Genomic DNA, 17,674 nt, shown 5'->3' with positions numbered 1-17,674 from the left:
GCAGGGTGTCTGCAGGCCAGCACTTAAAATAGACGTCTCCCATGTCTGCGCTCTCTTTTCAATCCGTCTCCAAAAGCTACCCTGCCAAGCAGGCTGGCGCAGCCGCGTTCAAAGCACTCGACCAAGTGAGCTTTGACGTTCAGGAGGGCGAATTTTTTGGCCTGCTGGGCCCAAATGGCGCTGGCAAAACCACCTTGATCAGCACCTTGGCTGGCCTGTCCCGCCCAACGCAAGGGCGTGTGCTGGTGCACGGCCACGATGTGCAAACCGATTACGCCGCCGCGCGCCGCTTGTTGGGCGTGGTGCCGCAAGAGCTGGTGTTTGACCCATTTTTCACCGTGCGTGAATCTTTGCGCATTCAGTCGGGCTATTTCGGTGTCAAGAACAACGACGCCTGGATCGACGAGCTGCTGGACAGCTTGGGACTGGCCGACAAGGCTAACGCCAACATGCGACAGCTCTCGGGTGGCATGAAGCGCCGGGTACTGGTGGCGCAAGCCTTGGTGCACAAACCCCGCGTGATCGTCCTCGACGAGCCCACCGCCGGGGTCGATGTCGAGCTGCGCCAGACTCTGTGGGCCTTCATCGCCAAACTCAACAAGCAAGGCCACACTGTCTTGCTGACCACACATTACCTCGAAGAAGCTGAAGCCCTGTGCGGTCGCATCGCCATGCTCAAGCGCGGTCAGTTGTTGGCTTTGGAGCGCACCTCAGACCTGCTGCGTTCGGCCACCAGCCAGGTGTTGCGCTTCAAGCTCGATGGCGAGTTGCCGCCTGCGGTCGCAGCGATCGCCCGAGTCACAGGCCGCATCGTGCAGTTACCTGTGCACAACGCGGTTGAGATCGAAAACCACTTGGCCACCATCCGCACCGCAGGCCTGGTGGCCGAAGACGTTGAAATTCGCCAAGCCGATCTCGAAGATGTCTTCCTTGAAGTCATGAACCGCAAGCAACCCCAGACTGGAGCTCCAGCATGACAGGTTGGCAAACATTGCTCTACAAGGAAGTCCTGCGTTTCTGGAAAGTCGCTTTCCAGACTGTGGCCGCGCCCGTGCTCACATCGGTGCTCTACATGCTCATCTTTGGCCATGTGCTCGAAGACCATGTCAAGGTCTATGACCAAGTGCCTTACACCTCGTTTTTGTTGCCTGGCTTGATCATGATGGGCGTGTTGCAAAACGCGTTTGCCAACAGCTCATCCAGCCTGGTGCAAAGCAAGATCATGGGCAGCTTGGTGTTTTTACTGCTCACGCCTTTGTCGCACCGCAGCTGGTTTGTGGCCTATGTGGGCTCGTCTGTGGTGCGAGGTTTGGCGGTGGGTTTGGGCGTGTTTGTCATCACGGGCTGGATGGTCAACATCAGCTTTGTCTACCCGCTTTGGATTTTGGCCTTTGCTGTCATGGGCGCAGCCATGATGGGGGCACTGGGTGTGATTGCCGGTTTGTGGGCTGAAAAGTTCGACCAAATGGCCGCTTTTCAGAATTTCATCATCATGCCCATGACGTTTTTGTCAGGTGTGTTTTATTCCATCCATTCGCTGCCGCCGTTTTGGCAAAAGCTCAGTCACTTGAACCCGTTTTTCTACATGATTGACGGTTTCCGCTACGGCTTCTTTGGTCAAAGCGATGTCTCTCCCTGGATCAGTCTGGCCGTGGTTGGCACTGCTTTGGCGCTCATCAGCAGCCTGACCCTTTATCTTTTGCGCACCGGCTACAAAATCCGGAGCTGAACCCCCATGAACGCAGAGCAACTTCAAGCCATCATTGCCGCAGGCCTCGACTGCACCCACCTCACCGTGGAGGGCGATGGCCGCCACTGGAGCGCCGTGGTGGTGTCAGAGGCCTTTGCTGGCATGCGCCCCATTGCGCGTCATCAGCGGGTGTACGCCACGCTGGGCCAAAAAATGCACACCGACGAAGTGCATGCCTTGTCGATGAAAACCTACACGCCTGCCGAATGGTCTGCGCAAGCGAACTGAACGCTTCCCCCATTTGAGCCTTCGCCAAAAAGCACACTGAGCTGACCCATGGACAAACTGAAAATTCGCGGCGGCAAGCGCCTGCAAGGCACACTCGATGTCGCAGGTGCCAAAAACGCAGCCTTGCCCGAACTGTGTGCGGCTTTGCTGAGTGCAGAGCCCGTGACCCTGCACAATGTGCCCCGTCTACAAGACGTGTCCACCATGCTCAAGCTGATCCGCAACATGGGCGTGACGGCCGAGCACCACGAAGACGGCCGCGTCACACTTGACGCCGGTGGCCTGAACAACCCTGAAGCGCCTTATGAGCTGGTGAAAACCATGCGCGCCTCGGTGCTGGCACTGGGTCCTTTGCTGGCCCGCTTTGGCCAAGCCAAAGTCTCGCTGCCCGGTGGATGCGCCATCGGTTCCCGACCTGTAGACCAGCACATCAAAGGCCTGCAAGCCATGGGTGCTGAAATCACGGTGGACCACGGTTACATGCTGGCCAGTTTGCCAGCCGGCCGCACCCGCCTGAAGGGCGCACACATCACCACCGACATGGTCACGGTGACGGGCACCGAGAACTTCATGATGGCTGCTGCTTTGGCCGAGGGCGAGACCGTTCTGGAGAACGCAGCCCAAGAACCAGAGATCACCGATCTGGCCGAAATGCTCATCGCCATGGGTGCCAAGATCGAAGGCCATGGCACCAGCAAGATCCGCATCCAGGGCGTGGAGCGCCTGCACGGCGGCCAGCATCAGGTGGTGGCCGACCGCATCGAGGCGGGCACGTTCTTGTGTGCGGTGGCGGCCACGGGTGGCGACGTGGTGTTGCGCCACGGTCGCGCTGACCACTTGGATGCCGTCATCGACAAACTGCGCGAGGCCGGGGCCACGATCGAAGCCGGTGAAGGCTTCATCCGCGTGAAGTCCGAAGGGCGCCTGAAGGCCCAGAGCTTTCGCACCACCGAATACCCGGGCTTTCCGACCGACATGCAGGCGCAGTTCATGGCGCTCAACTGCATTGCGCAGGGAGCGAGTAAGGTGACCGAGACCATTTTTGAAAACCGCTTCATGCACGTCAACGAGCTGGTGCGCCTGGGCGCACACATCCAGATCGACGGCAAGGTGTCGGTGATCGAAGGCGTGGAAAAACTCTCGGGGGCGACCGTGATGGCGACGGACCTGCGGGCGTCTGCCAGCTTGGTGATCGCCGGTTTGGTGGCCGAAGGCGAAACCATTGTCGACCGCATCTACCACCTGGACCGCGGCTATGACCGCATGGAAGCCAAATTGCGCGCCGTCGGCGCGGACATCGAACGCATCCAATGAACCTCGGGGCGCAAGCCCTGGCTGAAACGAACATGATCACACTGGCCCTGTCCAAAGGACGCATCTTTGACGAAACCCTGCCGCTGCTCCAAGCCGCAGGCATCGAGGTGCTTGAAGACCCCGAAAAATCGCGCAAGCTGATTTTGCCCACCAACCAGGCCAACGTGCGCGTGGTGCTGGTGCGCGCCAGCGACGTGCCCACCTATGTGGAATACGGTGGCGCCGATTTGGGTGTGACGGGCTTGGACACGCTGATCGAGCACGGCGGCCAGGGCCTGTACCAGCCACTCGACCTGAACATTGCCAAATGCCGCATGAGCGTGGCCGTGCGCGCTGACTACGACTACGCCAGCGCGGTGCGCACCGGTTCGCGCCTGAAAGTGGCGACCAAATACACCGCGATTGCGCGCGACTTTTTTGCGACCAAGGGCGTGCACGTTGATCTGATCAAGCTCTACGGCAGCATGGAGCTGGCGCCGCTCACCGGCTTGGCCGATGCCATCGTCGATTTGGTGTCGACCGGCAACACGCTCAAGGCCAACCATTTGGTCGAAGTCGAACGCATCATGGACATCAGCTCGCGCTTGGTGGTCAACCAGGCTGCGCTCAAGCTCAAACAAGCGCCGATCCGCGCCATCATCGATGCCTTCGCGGGCGCGGTGAAAAAAGACTGAAAGACATGGAATCTATGGGCCTCCAAGCCAAACCATTGCAACTGAACACGGCCGACGCCGGTTTTGAAGCGGCCTTTGCGGCCCGCCTGCATTGGTCTGCCGACACCGATGCCGCCATCGAGCAGCGCGTGGCCGACATCCTGGCCGATGTGCAACAACGTGGCGATGCGGCGGTGCTCGAGTACACCCAGCGCTTTGACGGACTGCAAGCTGCCGACGTGAAGGCACTGGAGATCACCCAAGCTGAGTTGCAAGCCGCTTTGGGCAGCTTGCCCGCCGTGCAGCGTGAAGCCCTTCAAGCCGCAGCAAGCCGTGTGCGCCAGTACCACGAAGCGCAGAAAAAAGCCTCCGGCGAGAGCTGGAGCTACCGCGACGAAGACGGCACCTTGCTGGGCCAAAAAGTCACGCCACTCGACCGCGTGGGCATCTATGTGCCCGGTGGCAAAGCCGCTTACCCGTCGTCGGTGTTGATGAACGCTCTGCCCGCCCATGTGGCGGGCGTGCAAGAGATCATCATGGTCGTGCCCACGCCTCAAGGCGTGCGCAACCCGCTGGTGCTGGCCGCCGCCTGTGTGGCCGGCGTGAGCCGGGCCTTCACGGTGGGCGGCGCTCAAGCCGTTGCGGCTTTGGCCTATGGCACCGCCACCATCCCCAAGGTGGACAAGATCACCGGCCCCGGCAACGCCTATGTAGCCAGCGCCAAAAAGCGTGTGTTCGGCACCGTGGGCATCGACATGATCGCGGGCCCCTCAGAAATTTTGGTCTTGGCCGATGGCAGCACGCCCGCCGAATGGGTGGCGATGGATCTGTTCAGCCAGGCCGAACACGACGAACTGGCGCAAAGCATTTTGCTGTGCCCCGATGCGGCTTACATCGCAGAGGTGCAAGCTGCCATTGACCGCTTGCTGCCCGAGATGCCGCGGCGCGACATCATCGCCAAGAGCCTGAATGACCGGGGCGCTTTGATTCTGACGCGCAACATGGAAGAAGCCTGCGCCATCAGCAACCGCATCGCGCCTGAGCACCTGGAGGTGTCGAGCCGCGACCCGCACCGCTGGGAGCCGCTGCTGCGCCACGCGGGTGCGATCTTTTTGGGCGCGTTCACCAGCGAATCGCTGGGCGACTACTGCGCTGGCCCCAACCACGTGCTGCCCACCAGCGGCACAGCGCGCTTTTCGTCGCCGCTGGGCGTGTATGACTTTCAAAAACGCAGCAGCCTGATCGAGGTGAGCGAAGCAGGTGCGCAGCCCTTGGGCCGCATCGCCGCCGAGCTGGCCTATGGCGAAGGCCTGCAAGCCCACGCCCGCGCCGCTGAACTCCGTTTGAACCCTGTGCCCCCGATGCGAGACCCGAAATGAGCCACGTCAGTCCCCAACTCATGCAACGCATCCGCCAAGACGTGCAGTCCATGCACGCCTACGCCATCCAGGACTCGGTGGGCATGGTCAAGCTCGACGCGATGGAGAACCCACACCGTCTGCCCGCCGATTTGCAAAAGGCTTTGGGCGAGCGCCTGGGCGCATTGGCGCTCAACCGCTACCCCGATGGCCGCGTGAACGACCTGCGCACAGCCCTGGCCGAGCATGCGGGCATGCCCGAAGGCTTCGACATCATGCTGGGCAATGGCTCAGACGAGTTGATCTCGCTGTTGGCCATGGCCTGCGACGTGCCCGGTGCGTCCATCCTGGCCCCGCTGCCCGGCTTTGTGATGTACGCCATGAGCGCCCAACTGCAAGGCTTGGCCTTTCACGGCGTCCCGCTCACGGCCGACTTTGAACTTGACGAAGCCGCCATGCTGGCCACCATTGCCGAGCACAAGCCGTCCATCGTCTATCTGGCTTACCCCAACAACCCCACCGGCAACCTCTGGAACGACGACACGATTGAGAAGATCGTGCTGGCCCAAGGCGCGCAAGGTGGTTTGGTGGTCATGGACGAGGCCTACCAGCCCTTTGCCAGCAAGACCTACATGGACCGCATCACGCGCCATGCGCACGTTTTGCTCATGCGCACGCTCAGCAAGTTTGGCCTGGCCGGTGTGCGCCTGGGCTACATGGTGGGCCCCAAGGCCTTGGTGGCCGAGATCGACAAAGTGCGCCCGCCCTACAACATCAGCGTGCTCAATTACGAGTGCGCCCTGTTCGCGCTGGAGCATGCCGAAGTGTTTGCCGCGCAAGCAAAAGACCTGCGCGAGCAGCGTGCCCGCCTCTTGAAAGAGCTGGCCGCCTTGCCCGGCGTGCAGCCTTTCCCCAGCGAAGCCAACATGATCCTGGCCCGCGTGCCCGATGCGGCCAAAACCTTTGACGGTCTGAAGGCCCACAAAGTGCTGATTAAGAACGTTTCTAAAATGCACCCACTGCTTGCCAACTGCTTGCGCTTAACGGTGGGCACCGCCGCAGAAAACGACCAACTCCTCGCCGCTTTGAAAGTCTCTTTATGAACCGCTCAGCAAACGTCACCCGCAAGACGGCCGAGACGAACATCCGCGTCGCCATCAACCTGGACGGCACAGGCCAGGCCAAGCTGGCCAGCGGCATCGGTTTTCTGGACCACATGCTCGACCAGATCGCGCGCCACGGCCTGATCGATCTGGACATCGCTTGCGAAGGCGACCTGCACATCGACGGCCACCACACGGTCGAAGACATTGGCATCACCTTGGGCCAGGCCTTTGCGCAGGCCATGGGCGACAAAAAAGGCATCCGCCGTTATGGCCACGCCTATGTACCGCTCGACGAAGCCTTGAGCCGCGTGGTGGTGGACTTTTCGGGTCGCCCCGGCCTGCACATGGACGTGAACTTCACTTCGGGCTCGCTGGGCGCGCTCGACACCCAGCTGGTGTACGAGTTCTTCCAAGGCTTTGTGAACCACGCGCTGTGCACGCTGCACATCGACAACCTCAAGGGCGTGAATGCGCACCACCAGTGTGAGACCATCTTCAAGGCGTTTGCACGGGCTGTTCGTGCGGCGCTCGAACTCGATCCTCGCTCGATCGGTGTGATCCCTTCCACCAAAGGCAGCCTCTGACATGAGCGTCAATCGCGTTGCAGTGGTGGACTACGGCATGGGCAACCTGCGCTCGGTGGCGCAGGCGGTGATCCATGCGGCCTCCAGCGTGGACCATGCCGAAGTGACGGTCACATCCGACCCGCAAGTCGTGCGCGATGCGCACCGCGTGGTCTTGCCAGGGCAGGGCGCCATGCCCGATTGCATGCGCGAGCTGCGCGAGTCGGGCCTGATGGACGCCGTGCTCGAAGCCGCCGCCAGCAAGCCTCTGTTTGGCGTGTGTGTGGGCATGCAAATGCTGCTGGACCACAGCGACGAAGGCGACACGCCCGGCTTGGGCTTGATCCCCGGCCGTGTCGTCAAGTTCGAGCTGGCTGGGCAAATTCAGCCCGACGGCACCCGCTACAAAGTGCCGCAAATGGGCTGGAACCAAGTCTGGCAAGCCCGGCCTGCACACGCCCTGTGGCAGGGCATTGACGATGGCAGCTGGTATTATTTTGTACACAGCTTTTATGCGCAGGTCGCCAACCCGGCGCACAGCGCGGCCGAAACCGATTACGGCGGCCGCTTTGCCTGCGCCATTGCCCGTGACAACATTTTTGCCACCCAGTTTCACCCTGAAAAAAGCGCGGCCCAGGGCTTGGCCTTGTTCCGCAATTTCCTCCACTGGCAGCCTTGAGTGGTTTTCACTGCCGTTTGTTCTTTCAACAGCTTTTTAATTCGCCATGATTCTGATCCCCGCCATTGACCTCAAAGACGGCCACTGCGTTCGCCTCAAGCAAGGCGATATGGACCAAGCCACGACCTTCGGTGAAGACCCGGCCGCCATGGCCCGCACCTGGCTCGAAAAAGGCGCACGCCGTCTGCACCTGGTGGATCTGAATGGTGCTTTTGCAGGCAAGCCGCAAAACTTCAACGCCATCAAGTCCATCCTCAAGGCCGTGGGCGACGACATTCCGGTGCAGCTGGGCGGCGGCATCCGCGATCTGGACACGATTGAAAAATACATCGACAGCGGCCTGCGCTACGTCATCATCGGCACCGCAGCCGTCAAGAACCCCGGCTTCTTGAAAGACGCCTGCACCGCGTTTGGTGGCCACATCATCGTGGGCCTGGACGCCAAAGACGGCAAAGTGGCCACCGACGGCTGGAGCAAGCTCACGGGCCACGAGGTGGTGGACCTGGCCAAAAAGTTCGAAGACTGGGGCGTTGAGTCCATCATCTACACCGACATCGGCCGTGACGGCATGCTGAGCGGCATCAACATCGACGCCACCGTCAAACTGGCCCAAGCCCTCACCATCCCCGTCATCGCCTCGGGCGGCCTGTCGAACATGGCCGACATCGAGCAGTTGTGCGCTGTCGAAGACGAAGGCGTTGAAGGCGTGATCTGTGGCCGTGCGGTGTATTCCGGCGACCTCGACTTCGCTCTGGCCCAGCAACGCGCCGACGAACTGAACGGCTGAACATGACCACCGGGGCCACCTGCCGCGAACTTGTTTTTGCAGGTTGGCCTGCCACCGAATTGCAGCTGCCGGGTGGCGACCGTGTGGTGGTCGCGCACCATGGTGCCCATGTGCTGTCCTGGGTGGCCGATGGCCGCGAACGCCTTTATCTGAGTCCCCAAAGCCGCAACGATGGCCATGCCGCCATCCGGGGTGGCATGCCGGTGTGCTTTCCCCAATTCAACCAACGCGGTGATCTGCCCAAACATGGCTTTGCGCGCAATGTCTCGTGGACCGCAAAGCCTGCACGACTGGAAGGCGACAAAGCCCATCTGGTGCTGGCGCTGAGCGACAGCGCCGCCACGCGCCAGTGGTGGGACCAGGCCTTTGAAGCGCTGTTGCTGATCGAATTGACGCCCGGTGCACTGCAGGTGGACTTGGCGGTGCGCAACACCGACAGCAAGCCGCTCAGTTTCACCGGGGCGCTGCACACCTATTTCGCGGTCAGCGATGTGGCGCAAGCCAAATTGTTGGGTTTGGGCGGCCAAGCCGAATGGGATGCGGTCAAAGACCGCCATGCCACCGCAGCGCCTGAGCTGCGCTTTGTCGGCGAGTTTGACCGTGTCTACTCCGCTGCCCCGCAAGGCTATGAACTGCAAGATGGCCCACACTCCCTGTCGATTGAGCAAGACATGGACTGGTCCCAGACCGTAGTCTGGAACCCGGGTGCCGCCAAATGTGCCGCACTGGCCGACATGCCTGCCGATGGCTGGCAACACATGCTGTGCGTCGAAGCGGCGCAGGTGTATGAACCGGTTTGCATTGCGCCCGGTGATTTCTGGCAGGGCGCACAGCGCCTGCGCGTGCTCTGATTTTTTGAAAAGATAGCTTCCCATGCTGGCCAAACGCATCATTCCCTGCCTTGACGTGACCGGCGGTCGCGTGGTCAAGGGCGTCAACTTTGTCGAACTGCGCGACGCCGGAGACCCGGTCGAAATCGCGGCCCGCTACAACGAGCAAGGTGCAGACGAACTCACCTTCCTCGACATCACCGCCACCAGCGACGGCCGCGACGTGATCCTGCACATCATCGAAGCCGTGGCCAGCCAAGTCTTCATTCCGCTAACTGTGGGCGGCGGTGTGCGCACTGTTGAAGACGTGCGCCGCTTGCTCAACGCCGGGGCTGACAAAACCAGCTTCAACTCGGCCGCCATTGCCAACCCGCAAGTCATCCGCGAAGCGTCTGCCAAATACGGTGCGCAATGCATCGTGGTGGCCATCGACGCCAAACGCCGCAGCGCCGAAGACGAGCAGCGCATCGGCACCCACGGTCTGCCCATGGGCCCTGGCTGGGACGTGTACAGCCACGGTGGACGCAAAAACGTGGGCTTGGACGCGGTGGCCTGGGCCACGCAAATGGCCGAGTACGGCGCGGGCGAAATCCTGCTCACCAGCATGGACCGCGACGGCACCAAAAGCGGCTTTGACCTGCAACTGACCCGCGCCGTGAGCGACGCAGTTAGCGTGCCCGTGATCGCATCGGGCGGCGTGGGCAACCTCGACCACCTAGCCGACGGCGTGAGCATCGGCGGCGCCGACGCCGTGCTGGCCGCCAGCATTTTCCATTACGGTGAGTACACCGTGCAACAAGCCAAAGAGCGGATGCGTGAACGTGGCATACCCGTCAGATTGTGAATATGAACTGGCTCGATCAAATCAAATGGGACGACAAAGGCTTGGTGCCTGTGATCGCCCAAGAAAAAGACACTGGCGACGTGATGATGTTCGCCTGGATGAACCGCGAGGCGCTGCAAAAGACGGCCGAACTTAAGCGGGCGGTGTATTTCAGCCGTTCGCGCAACAAGCTGTGGTTCAAGGGCGAGGAGTCGGGCCATGCGCAGACGGTGCACGATATTCGCATCGATTGCGACAACGATGTGGTGCTGCTCAAAATCACCCAACTTGGGCACGAGCCCGGCATTGCCTGCCACACGGGCCGTCACAGTTGCTTTTTCCAGAGCTTGCAGCCCGACGGCTGGCAGGCTGTGGACCCGGTCCTGAAGGACCCTGAAACCATTTACAAGTAAGCCCATGAGCGCACTCAATTCATCCGATACGCTGGCCCGTTTGGCCGCCATCATCGAAACCCGCAAAGTAGCCAACGGCGGTGACCCCGAAAAAAGCTATGTGGCCCGCTTGCTGCACAAAGGCCCAGACGCCTTTTTGAAGAAGATTGGCGAAGAAGCCACCGAAACCGTGATGGCTGCCAAAGACGTAGACCACGGCGGCGATGCGTCTAAGCTGGTTTATGAAGTGGCCGATTTGTGGTTCCACAGCATGATCGCGCTGGCGCACTATGGATTGACGCCTGCCGACGTGGTCAACGAGCTGGCCCGCCGTGAGGGTTTGAGCGGCCTGGAAGAAAAAGCCCTGCGCAAAGTGCAAGAGCGTGAGCGTTTGGGCGAATAAAGCATGAACGACCAACCCATCGATGACAGCACCCACACCATCAGCTGGGTCAGCTACATCCTGCACCTGATCGTGGCCGTCAGTGCCGTGGTTCCGGGTGCCCAGATGGGGCCGGCTTTGCTGGTGGTGGCGCTGATCATCGACCTGGTCAAGAAGGGCGACACCGCCGGCTGGGAGGCCACGCATTTCAGCTACCGCATCCGCACCGTGATCTGGGCTGCCTTGCTCTATCTGGTGACGGTGCCGCTCTGGTTTTTCTTTTTGCTCCCCGGCTGGTTGGCCTGGGTCGCTATTTCCATCTGGTTTTTGTACCGCATCGTGCTGGGCATGGTGCGCCTGAACGGGCAGCGCCCGGTGACCGACTGAACCCTTTTTAAATTCAAGCAAGCCATGACCGACGCCAACTGTATTTTTTGCAAAATCATCGCGGGCCAGATTCCCTCGCGCAAAGTGCACGAAGACGAGCACGTGTTCGCCTTTCATGACATTGCGCCCTGGGCCCCGATCCACTTTCTGATCATTCCCAAACTCCACATCCCGTCGATGGCGCAACTTGCGCCGGAGCATGCAGGTTTGATGGGGCACATGATGACCCTCGCCCCTAAACTGGCCTTGCAAGAGGGCTGCAACCCGTATCCCGATGGGGGCTTCCGCATCGTGGTCAACAACGGCACAGAGGGCGGGCAGGAAGTGCACCACCTGCACATGCACGTCATGGGCGGTCCACGCCCCTGGCTTCGGGGCTAACCCGACTTGAAAACAAGACAGCAAGCCTCAATTCCTTGCTGTATCAAGGCAGATCGATTCGGGGGGACGTCTCCGCTTAGAATCCAACACCTACGTTAGGAGATATTCATGGGTTCCTTTTCCATTTGGCACTGGCTGATCGTGCTGTTGATTGTGGTCATGGTTTTTGGCACCAAAAAGCTCAAGAACATGGGTTCTGACCTGGGTGGCGCGGTCAAGGGCTTCAAAGACGGCATGAAAGACGGCGGCAAGCCCGACGAGGCTGCTCCTGCTGCCGGTCAGGTGGCTTCTTCGGCGCAGTCTGAAAAAACCACCATCGACGTTGAAGCCAAGACCAAGTCTTGATCAACCGAACGCTGCACTGTGCTTGATTTAGGCATTTCCAAGATGGCGCTGATCGGCGTCGTGGCGTTGATCGTCATCGGCCCCGAAAAGCTGCCCAAAGTGGCCCGAACCCTGGGCACTTTGCTGGGCAAAGCGCAGCGCTATGTGGCCGATGTCAAGGCCGAGGTCAACCGGTCCATGGACCTGGAAGAGCTCAAGAAGATGAAAGAGTCGATGGAGTCGGCTGCTCGCGATGTTGAGCAGTCTGTCCAGACGACCGCCTCGGAGTTTGAAAAAGACTGGGCAGACACCACGGCGGGCTTGACCCATGACTTGCCTGCCTACGAGGCACCGCCGCCGACTTATAAAAACCCGGACAAGAATTGGCGCCTCAAGCGCGGTGCAATGCCTCAGTGGTACAAAGCCCGCGCAGGTGTTCGCACCAAGGCCCTTTCCGGGGCGGCGCGTGTTGCACGTTATCGTCCCAAGTCCTTCAATTCTCTGTGATGGCTTTGCACCCTCGGTGCGCGCTTTCCAACCCACTTCGCCATGTCCGACTCCCATCCCAAGCCTGAAGACGAACTTGCCGGTTCAGAGCAACCGTTCGTCGCGCATTTGATTGAATTGCGCGACCGACTGATTTGGGCCGTGGCGGCTGTGGGCCTTGCCGCCGTGGCATTGGCCATTTACCCGGGGCCTGGAGATCTGTACGACATTTTGGCCGCACCCCTGATCGTTCATTTGCCCAAAGGGGCAACCTTGATCGCCACATCGGTGATTTCACCTTTCATGGTGCCCCTCAAGATTTTGATGATGGCGGCATTTTTGATCGCCTTGCCCGTGGTGCTCTACCAGGTGTGGGCGTTCATTGCGCCCGGTCTGTATGCCCATGAAAAGAAATTGGTCATGCCGCTGGTCGTGTCCAGCACGGTGCTGTTTTTCATTGGCGTGGCGTTTTGCTACTTCTTTGTTTTTGGGCAGGTGTTCAGTTTCATTCAAAGCTTTGCCCCTAAAAGCATCACGGCTGCGCCAGACATTGAGGCGTATTTGAGCTTCGTGTTGACCATGTTCCTGGCCTTCGGTTTGGCTTTTGAGGTGCCTGTGGCCGTGGTGGTGTTGGCCCGCATGGGCGTGGTCAGCGTGCAAAAACTCAAGGAGTTTCGAGGCTACTTTGTGGTGCTGGCGTTTGTGATCGCGGCTGTGGTCACGCCGCCTGATGTGGTGTCGCAGTTGGCGCTGGCCATTCCCATGTGTCTGCTCTACGAGTTGGGCATTTGGGCTGCACAAGTGTTCATCAAGCACACGCAGGCGCCGCAGGAACCTGAAGACGCGGCTTGAAGCCTTCTGAAACACCCACAAAAAAGAGGCCGCGAGGCCTCTTTTTCGTGGAAGAGGGGTAGCGCCCCCAGATGGGTTTTACTTGCGCGACTTGTTGGCCGCTGGCCGCTCGGCAGGGGTCAAGCGCAGATTGACCTCGCCTTGACGGCGCCAGACATTGACTTCAGCGGGCACGCCGGGTTTCAAGCTGGCGACCTGGGTCAACAACTCGGCCACATTGCCCACGGGCTGCCCCGCCACTTTGACGATCACGTCGCCAGGCCGAATGCCGGCGGTGGCTGCAGGGCCATTTTTGAGCACACCTGTGATCACCACGCCCGCTGGCAAGGTCTTGCCCGATTTGGGCAGTTGAAAACTTTCGGCCAATTCAGGCGACATGTCTTGGGGCTCGACCCCGATCCAGCCCCGGATGACCTTGCCGTTCTTCAGCAAATCCTGCATGACCTGCTTGGCCGTAGAGATCGGGATGGCAAAGCCAATGCCCATGCTGCCCCCCGAGCGCGAGTAAATGGCCGTGTTGATGCCCATCAGGTTGCCGTTCACGTCGACCAATGCGCCACCCGAGTTGCCGGGGTTGATGGCGGCATCGGTCTGGATGAAGTTTTCGAAGGTGTTGATGCCCAACTGGCTGCGGCCCAGGGCGCTGACGATGCCTGAGGTCACGGTTTGGCCCACGCCAAAGGGGTTGCCTATGGCCAGCACCACATCGCCGACTTGCAGCTCTTGGGTTTGGCCCAAAACGATCACCGGCAATTTGTCGAGGGTGATTTTGAGCAAGGCCAGATCGGTGTCGGGGTCGGTGCCAATGACTTTGGCGGCCGCCTTGCGGCCATCGGCCAGCACGACTTCGATGTCGTCTGCGTCTTCGATGACGTGGTTGTTGGTCAGGATGTGCCCTTCGGGGCTGACGATGACGCCGCTGCCCAAGCCCGTCGGATTTTGTTCTTCCTGTTCACCGTAGAAAAACTTGAACCACGGGTCCTGGCTCTGGGCATTCGGGCTGTTGGCTTTGCTGGTGTTGATGCTGACCACGGCGGGGGATGCTTGTCTGGCCGGTGCGCTCAGGCTGCCTGCCGGGCGGCTGAGTGGCGAGCTGGCAGGGGCCTGCAGCAAAGTCATGCCATCGGCCGAGCGCTGTGCGCTGCGCAGCCATTCAGGCTGAAGGGTTGCGACCACAAACCAGGCGGCCAGCAAGACCGTCACCCATTGAGAAAAGAGGAGCCAATAACGTTTCATGGTTTGAATTGTCCTTGATTCAGGTGCTGTCGTCAGGTGCGCTAACAACCGTTGCTGCGCCAGGCCAGTGGGCCTTGCGCCACAATACAAACCCAAGACAGAAAGCCCCTTTCCAATGACCAACGCCAAAATCTTGGGCCAGGCCTTTGATGACCTGCTCCAGCCAGACAAGTTCCGCGATTACGGCCCCAATGGCCTGCAGGTCGAAGGTGACCGTGACGTGAAACTGCTGGTCAGCGGTGTCACCGCCAGCCGCGCCTTGATCGAAGCTGCGATTGAAGCCGATGCCGACGCGATTTTTGTCCACCACGGGCTGTTCTGGCGAGGCCAGGACGGGCGCGTCACCGGCTGGATGCGGGAGCGGCTGCGTTTGTTGTTGACCCACGGCATTCACCTGTTCGCGTACCACTTGCCACTCGATGCCCATCCCGAGTTGGGCAACAACGCCCAATTGGCCCGTGTGTTGGGTTTGCAGGTTGAGGGGCGATTCGGAGAGCAAGACTTGGGGTTTGTAGGGGCTGGCACACCCAACTGGCCAAGGCCTCAGGCCCTGGCCGACCATGTGGCAGCCGTGCTTGCGCGTCCCGTGACCTGCGTTGGCGGCACCGACCGACCCGTGCGCCGCGTGGCTTGGTGCACGGGCGGTGCGCAAGGCTATTTTGAGGCGGCCATTGCCCAGGGTGTGGACGCTTTCATCACCGGTGAAATTTCGGAACCCCAAGCCCATTTGGCCAAAGAAACCGGCGTCGCCTTTTTGGCTTGCGGCCACCATGCGAGCGAACGCTATGGTGCCCCAGCGCTTGCGGCGCGGGTGGCACAAGACCTGGGTTTGCAGCACCGCTTCATTGAAATTGACAACCCGGCCTGAGGCGCACCTGCATGACATCCGAATCCGCCTTGTTTGCCTCACCCATCCGGCAACCCATCGCCATCACGCCGGGTGACCCCTGCGGCATTGGCCCTGAAATCATTGCCCGTGCCTGGTGTCTTGCCCCCGAGTCGACCCAAGCTTGTTTTGTGGCGGGCGATGTGGGCTTGATGCGCCGGGCCATGGCTTTGGTGCAAGCGGTGCCGACTTATCCCATTTGCGAAATTCAGACACCTGCAGAGGCTTTACTCGTGCCACCGCGATGCTTGCCCGTGCTGCAAGTGGTGCCCGTTGCGCCTGTGCTGCCTTGGGGGCAGGTCGATGCCTGTGCAGGCCAATTGGCGGGCGAGGCGGTGTTGTGGGCCACGCGCGCAGCCTTGCAAGGTGAGGTTGCGGCCCTGGTCACGGCACCTTTGCACAAGGAGGCTTTGCACGCTGCTGGGGCGCCCTACAACCAATACCCGGGGCACACCGAACTGCTGCAAGCCGAAGCCGCCCGTCACATGGGGGTGGCGCTGGATGCGATGCCTGTGCGCATGATGCTGGCCAACGATGAGCTGCGCACGGTGCTGGTGAGCATCCATGTGTCTTTGCGCGATGCGCTGGAGGCCATCACGGTCGAGCGTGTGTTGCAAACCTTGCGCATCACCGATGCGTCATTGGCGAAAATTTTGGGCCGCAGACCGCGCATGGCGGTGGCCGGCGTCAACCCGCATGCGGGCGAGGGTGGTTTGTTTGGGCGCGAAGAAATTGAGGTGTTGCAGCCTTGCCTGTCTGTGGCCAGGCAGGAGGGGCTCGATGTGCATGGCCCTTACGCCCCGGACACCGTTTTCATGCGGGCGCGCAAACAGGCCGATGGGCGGCGTGAATTTGACGTGGTCATTGCGATGTACCACGACCAGGGCTTGATTCCGGTCAAGTACCTGGGGGTGGAGCAGGGTGTGAACGTCACGCTGGGCTTGCCCTTGGTGCGAACCAGCCCGGACCATGGCACCGCCATGGATTTGGCTGGAAAAGGCCAGGCGCATGCGAGCAGCATGATCGAGGCCATCCGCATGGCTCGCCAAATGGTCAGCGGCATGCACTGACCTTTGGGGGGCTTCAGCCCTTGTTTTTGAGGCTGTCGCGGATTTCACGCAGCAACAAAACGTCTTCCGGCGTGATCGGGGCTGCAGCGGGAGCCAGGGGTTCGGGCTTGGAGGCGGTCAAGCGGTTCATTTGTCGGATCATCATGAAGATGATGAAGGCCAGGATGATGAAGTTCAGTGCCACGGTGATGAAGCTGCCGTAAGCGAACACCGCCCCCAGTTTTTTGGCTTCGATCAGCGACAGGCCTGCAGCCTGTCCGGCGAGGGCGACGTAGTAATTGGAAAAATCCAGTCCGCCAAAGGCCTTGCTGACCAACGGCATGATCAGGTCGCCCACCACCGAGTCGACAATTTTGCCAAATGCACCGCCAATGATCACACCGACGGCCAAGTCCATGACGTTCCCTTTTACGGCAAAAGATTTGAATTCCTGAACAAATGACATCTCTATAACTCCAAAAAATAAAGCAACGCCGTGCATTGTGACGCAAGAATGGTCGATGGTTCGGTCTTGTAAGTCGGTTGTTTGTTTCACTCCGCTACAATCCCCGGTTGACCCTGATAACGACTCGCTAGAGGATTCCCATGAGTGACACCCCAGTCGACAGCAGCAAACGGACCTGGCTGATTGCCTCCGGTTGCGCAGGTGCCGTAGGCGCTGGCTTTGTGGCCACCCCCTTCGTCAGCAGCTTTCAACCCTCCGAACGCGCCAAAGCGGCCGGCGCTGCCGTTGAAGTGGATATTTCCGCTTTGAGCCCGGGCGAAAAAATGACCGTCGAATGGCGCGGTAAGCCCGTGTGGATCATGAAGCGCTCGCCTGAGCAGCTCGAATCCCTCAAAAAGATCGAAGGCCAGCTGGCCGATCCTGCATCGGCTCGCACCGCTTACCCCATCCCCGAATACGCCAAGAACGGACACCGTTCCATCAAGCCCGAAATCATGGTGGCTGTGGGCATTTGCACCCATTTGGGTTGCTCGCCCGGCGATAAATTCGCTGCCGGTCCTCAGCCTTCTTTGCCAGACGACTGGCAAGGTGGTTTCTTGTGCGCTTGCCATGGCTCGACATTCGATCTGGCTGGCCGCGTGTTCAAGAACAAACCAGCGCCTGACAACCTCGAAGTGCCTCCGCACATGTACCTGTCTGACACCAAATTGATCATTGGTGAAGACAAGAAGGCTTGATGGAG

24 protein-coding genes are annotated in these 17,674 nt (G+C 60.4%); 22 read left to right on the top strand and 2 right to left on the bottom strand.

Annotated elements, in window-relative coordinates; all coding sequences use genetic code 11:
* The first annotated feature begins 41 nt into the window (after positions 1-41).
* The 19 genes from B9Z33_RS00590 to tatC all read left to right on the top strand — a co-directional run bounded on the left by B9Z33_RS00590 (position 42) and on the right by tatC (position 13,295).
* Entirely contained in the window at positions 42-977 is a 936-nt protein-coding gene (locus B9Z33_RS00590; protein WP_108285117.1) for an ABC transporter ATP-binding protein, read from the top strand.
* On the top strand, positions 974-1,729 hold the full coding sequence (locus B9Z33_RS00585; protein ID WP_108285116.1) for an ABC transporter permease: 756 nt from the start codon (positions 974-976) through the stop codon (positions 1,727-1,729). The genes B9Z33_RS00590 and B9Z33_RS00585 overlap by 4 nt, the downstream gene beginning before the upstream one ends.
* Positions 1,730-1,735: 6 nt before the next feature.
* On the top strand, positions 1,736-1,978 hold the full coding sequence (locus B9Z33_RS00580) for a BolA family protein (protein WP_108285115.1): 243 nt from the start codon (positions 1,736-1,738) through the stop codon (positions 1,976-1,978).
* Positions 1,979-2,026: 48 nt separating this feature from the next.
* Positions 2,027-3,292, top strand: coding sequence for a UDP-N-acetylglucosamine 1-carboxyvinyltransferase (murA, locus tag B9Z33_RS00575; RefSeq protein ID WP_108285114.1), 1,266 nt, complete (start codon positions 2,027-2,029; stop codon positions 3,290-3,292).
* A 32-nt stretch (positions 3,293-3,324) separates the two neighbouring features.
* Positions 3,325-3,966, top strand: a complete 642-nt coding sequence (gene hisG, locus B9Z33_RS00570; protein ID WP_108286050.1) for an ATP phosphoribosyltransferase — start codon at positions 3,325-3,327, stop codon at positions 3,964-3,966.
* Between the two features lie 14 nt (positions 3,967-3,980).
* Positions 3,981-5,324 (top strand): histidinol dehydrogenase, encoded by a 1,344-nt coding sequence (hisD, locus tag B9Z33_RS00565; RefSeq protein ID WP_108285113.1) that lies wholly within the window; start codon positions 3,981-3,983, stop codon positions 5,322-5,324.
* Positions 5,321-6,406: a histidinol-phosphate transaminase gene (gene hisC / locus B9Z33_RS00560; RefSeq protein ID WP_108285112.1), complete on the top strand. Its 1,086-nt coding sequence runs from the start codon at positions 5,321-5,323 to the stop codon at positions 6,404-6,406. The genes hisD and hisC overlap by 4 nt, the downstream gene beginning before the upstream one ends.
* On the top strand, positions 6,403-6,993 hold the full coding sequence (gene hisB / locus B9Z33_RS00555) for an imidazoleglycerol-phosphate dehydratase HisB (protein WP_108285111.1): 591 nt from the start codon (positions 6,403-6,405) through the stop codon (positions 6,991-6,993). The genes hisC and hisB overlap by 4 nt, the downstream gene beginning before the upstream one ends.
* A 1-nt stretch (position 6,994) precedes the next feature.
* The gene (hisH, locus tag B9Z33_RS00550; protein ID WP_108285110.1) at positions 6,995-7,651 is read left to right on the top strand and encodes an imidazole glycerol phosphate synthase subunit HisH; all 657 of its coding nucleotides are present in this window, start codon (positions 6,995-6,997) and stop codon (positions 7,649-7,651) included.
* Between the two features lie 46 nt (positions 7,652-7,697).
* The gene (gene hisA, locus B9Z33_RS00545; protein WP_108285109.1) at positions 7,698-8,438 is read left to right on the top strand and encodes a 1-(5-phosphoribosyl)-5-[(5-phosphoribosylamino)methylideneamino]imidazole-4-carboxamide isomerase; all 741 of its coding nucleotides are present in this window, start codon (positions 7,698-7,700) and stop codon (positions 8,436-8,438) included.
* Between the two features lie 2 nt (positions 8,439-8,440).
* The gene (locus B9Z33_RS00540; protein WP_108285108.1) at positions 8,441-9,289 is read left to right on the top strand and encodes a D-hexose-6-phosphate mutarotase; all 849 of its coding nucleotides are present in this window, start codon (positions 8,441-8,443) and stop codon (positions 9,287-9,289) included.
* Between the two features lie 22 nt (positions 9,290-9,311).
* Positions 9,312-10,112 (top strand): imidazole glycerol phosphate synthase subunit HisF, encoded by an 801-nt coding sequence (hisF, locus tag B9Z33_RS00535; RefSeq protein ID WP_090141676.1) that lies wholly within the window; start codon positions 9,312-9,314, stop codon positions 10,110-10,112.
* A complete protein-coding gene (gene hisI / locus B9Z33_RS00530) occupies positions 10,106-10,504 on the top strand; it encodes a phosphoribosyl-AMP cyclohydrolase (RefSeq protein ID WP_199220287.1) in 399 nt (132 codons plus the stop codon). Before hisF ends, hisI begins: the two co-directional genes overlap by 7 nt.
* A 4-nt stretch (positions 10,505-10,508) precedes the next feature.
* Entirely contained in the window at positions 10,509-10,886 is a 378-nt protein-coding gene (locus tag B9Z33_RS00525; RefSeq protein WP_108285106.1) for a phosphoribosyl-ATP diphosphatase, read from the top strand.
* 3 nt (positions 10,887-10,889) lie between these two features.
* Positions 10,890-11,252, top strand: coding sequence for a hypothetical protein (locus tag B9Z33_RS00520; RefSeq protein ID WP_108285105.1), 363 nt, complete (start codon positions 10,890-10,892; stop codon positions 11,250-11,252).
* Positions 11,253-11,276: 24 nt separating this feature from the next.
* Entirely contained in the window at positions 11,277-11,633 is a 357-nt protein-coding gene (locus tag B9Z33_RS00515; protein ID WP_108285104.1) for a histidine triad nucleotide-binding protein, read from the top strand.
* Positions 11,634-11,741: 108 nt separating this feature from the next.
* Positions 11,742-11,978: a Sec-independent protein translocase subunit TatA gene (gene tatA / locus B9Z33_RS00510; protein ID WP_108285103.1), complete on the top strand. Its 237-nt coding sequence runs from the start codon at positions 11,742-11,744 to the stop codon at positions 11,976-11,978.
* An 18-nt stretch (positions 11,979-11,996) separates the two neighbouring features.
* The gene (gene tatB / locus B9Z33_RS00505; protein WP_108285102.1) at positions 11,997-12,464 is read left to right on the top strand and encodes a Sec-independent protein translocase protein TatB; all 468 of its coding nucleotides are present in this window, start codon (positions 11,997-11,999) and stop codon (positions 12,462-12,464) included.
* Between the two features lie 42 nt (positions 12,465-12,506).
* On the top strand, positions 12,507-13,295 hold the full coding sequence (gene tatC, locus B9Z33_RS00500; protein ID WP_108285101.1) for a twin-arginine translocase subunit TatC: 789 nt from the start codon (positions 12,507-12,509) through the stop codon (positions 13,293-13,295).
* Between the two features lie 78 nt (positions 13,296-13,373).
* On the opposite strand, the gene B9Z33_RS00495 is transcribed toward tatC, so the two are convergent.
* On the bottom strand, positions 13,374-14,531 hold the full coding sequence (locus B9Z33_RS00495; RefSeq protein WP_108285100.1) for a S1C family serine protease: 1,158 nt from the start codon (positions 14,529-14,531) through the stop codon (positions 13,374-13,376).
* 115 nt (positions 14,532-14,646) lie between these two features.
* Here B9Z33_RS00495 and B9Z33_RS00490 point away from each other — a divergent pair, with 115 nt between their 5' ends.
* Both B9Z33_RS00490 and pdxA read left to right on the top strand, forming a co-directional pair.
* Positions 14,647-15,399, top strand: a complete 753-nt coding sequence (locus B9Z33_RS00490; protein ID WP_108285099.1) for a Nif3-like dinuclear metal center hexameric protein — start codon at positions 14,647-14,649, stop codon at positions 15,397-15,399.
* A gap of 11 nt (positions 15,400-15,410) precedes the next feature.
* Positions 15,411-16,487: a 4-hydroxythreonine-4-phosphate dehydrogenase PdxA gene (pdxA, locus tag B9Z33_RS00485; RefSeq protein ID WP_108285098.1), complete on the top strand. Its 1,077-nt coding sequence runs from the start codon at positions 15,411-15,413 to the stop codon at positions 16,485-16,487.
* 13 nt (positions 16,488-16,500) lie between these two features.
* Here the strand turns inward: pdxA and mscL are convergent, their stop codons facing one another.
* Positions 16,501-16,932: a large conductance mechanosensitive channel protein MscL gene (mscL, locus tag B9Z33_RS00480; RefSeq protein ID WP_108285097.1), complete on the bottom strand. Its 432-nt coding sequence runs from the start codon at positions 16,930-16,932 to the stop codon at positions 16,501-16,503.
* Between the two features lie 140 nt (positions 16,933-17,072).
* On the opposite strand from mscL, the gene petA reads away from it, so the two are divergent.
* Positions 17,073-17,669 carry a ubiquinol-cytochrome c reductase iron-sulfur subunit gene (gene petA / locus B9Z33_RS00475; RefSeq protein ID WP_108285096.1) on the top strand — a complete coding sequence of 199 codons (597 nt, stop codon included), beginning with the start codon at positions 17,073-17,075 and terminating at the stop codon, positions 17,667-17,669.
* Positions 17,670-17,674: the final 5 nt, after the last annotated feature.

The sequence above is a fragment of the Limnohabitans sp. T6-20 genome (assembly GCF_003063505.1).
In the GTDB taxonomy this organism is placed as follows: Bacteria; Pseudomonadota; Gammaproteobacteria; order Burkholderiales; family Burkholderiaceae_C; genus Limnohabitans_A.
This window is presented reverse-complemented; position numbering and strand designations above follow the sequence as displayed.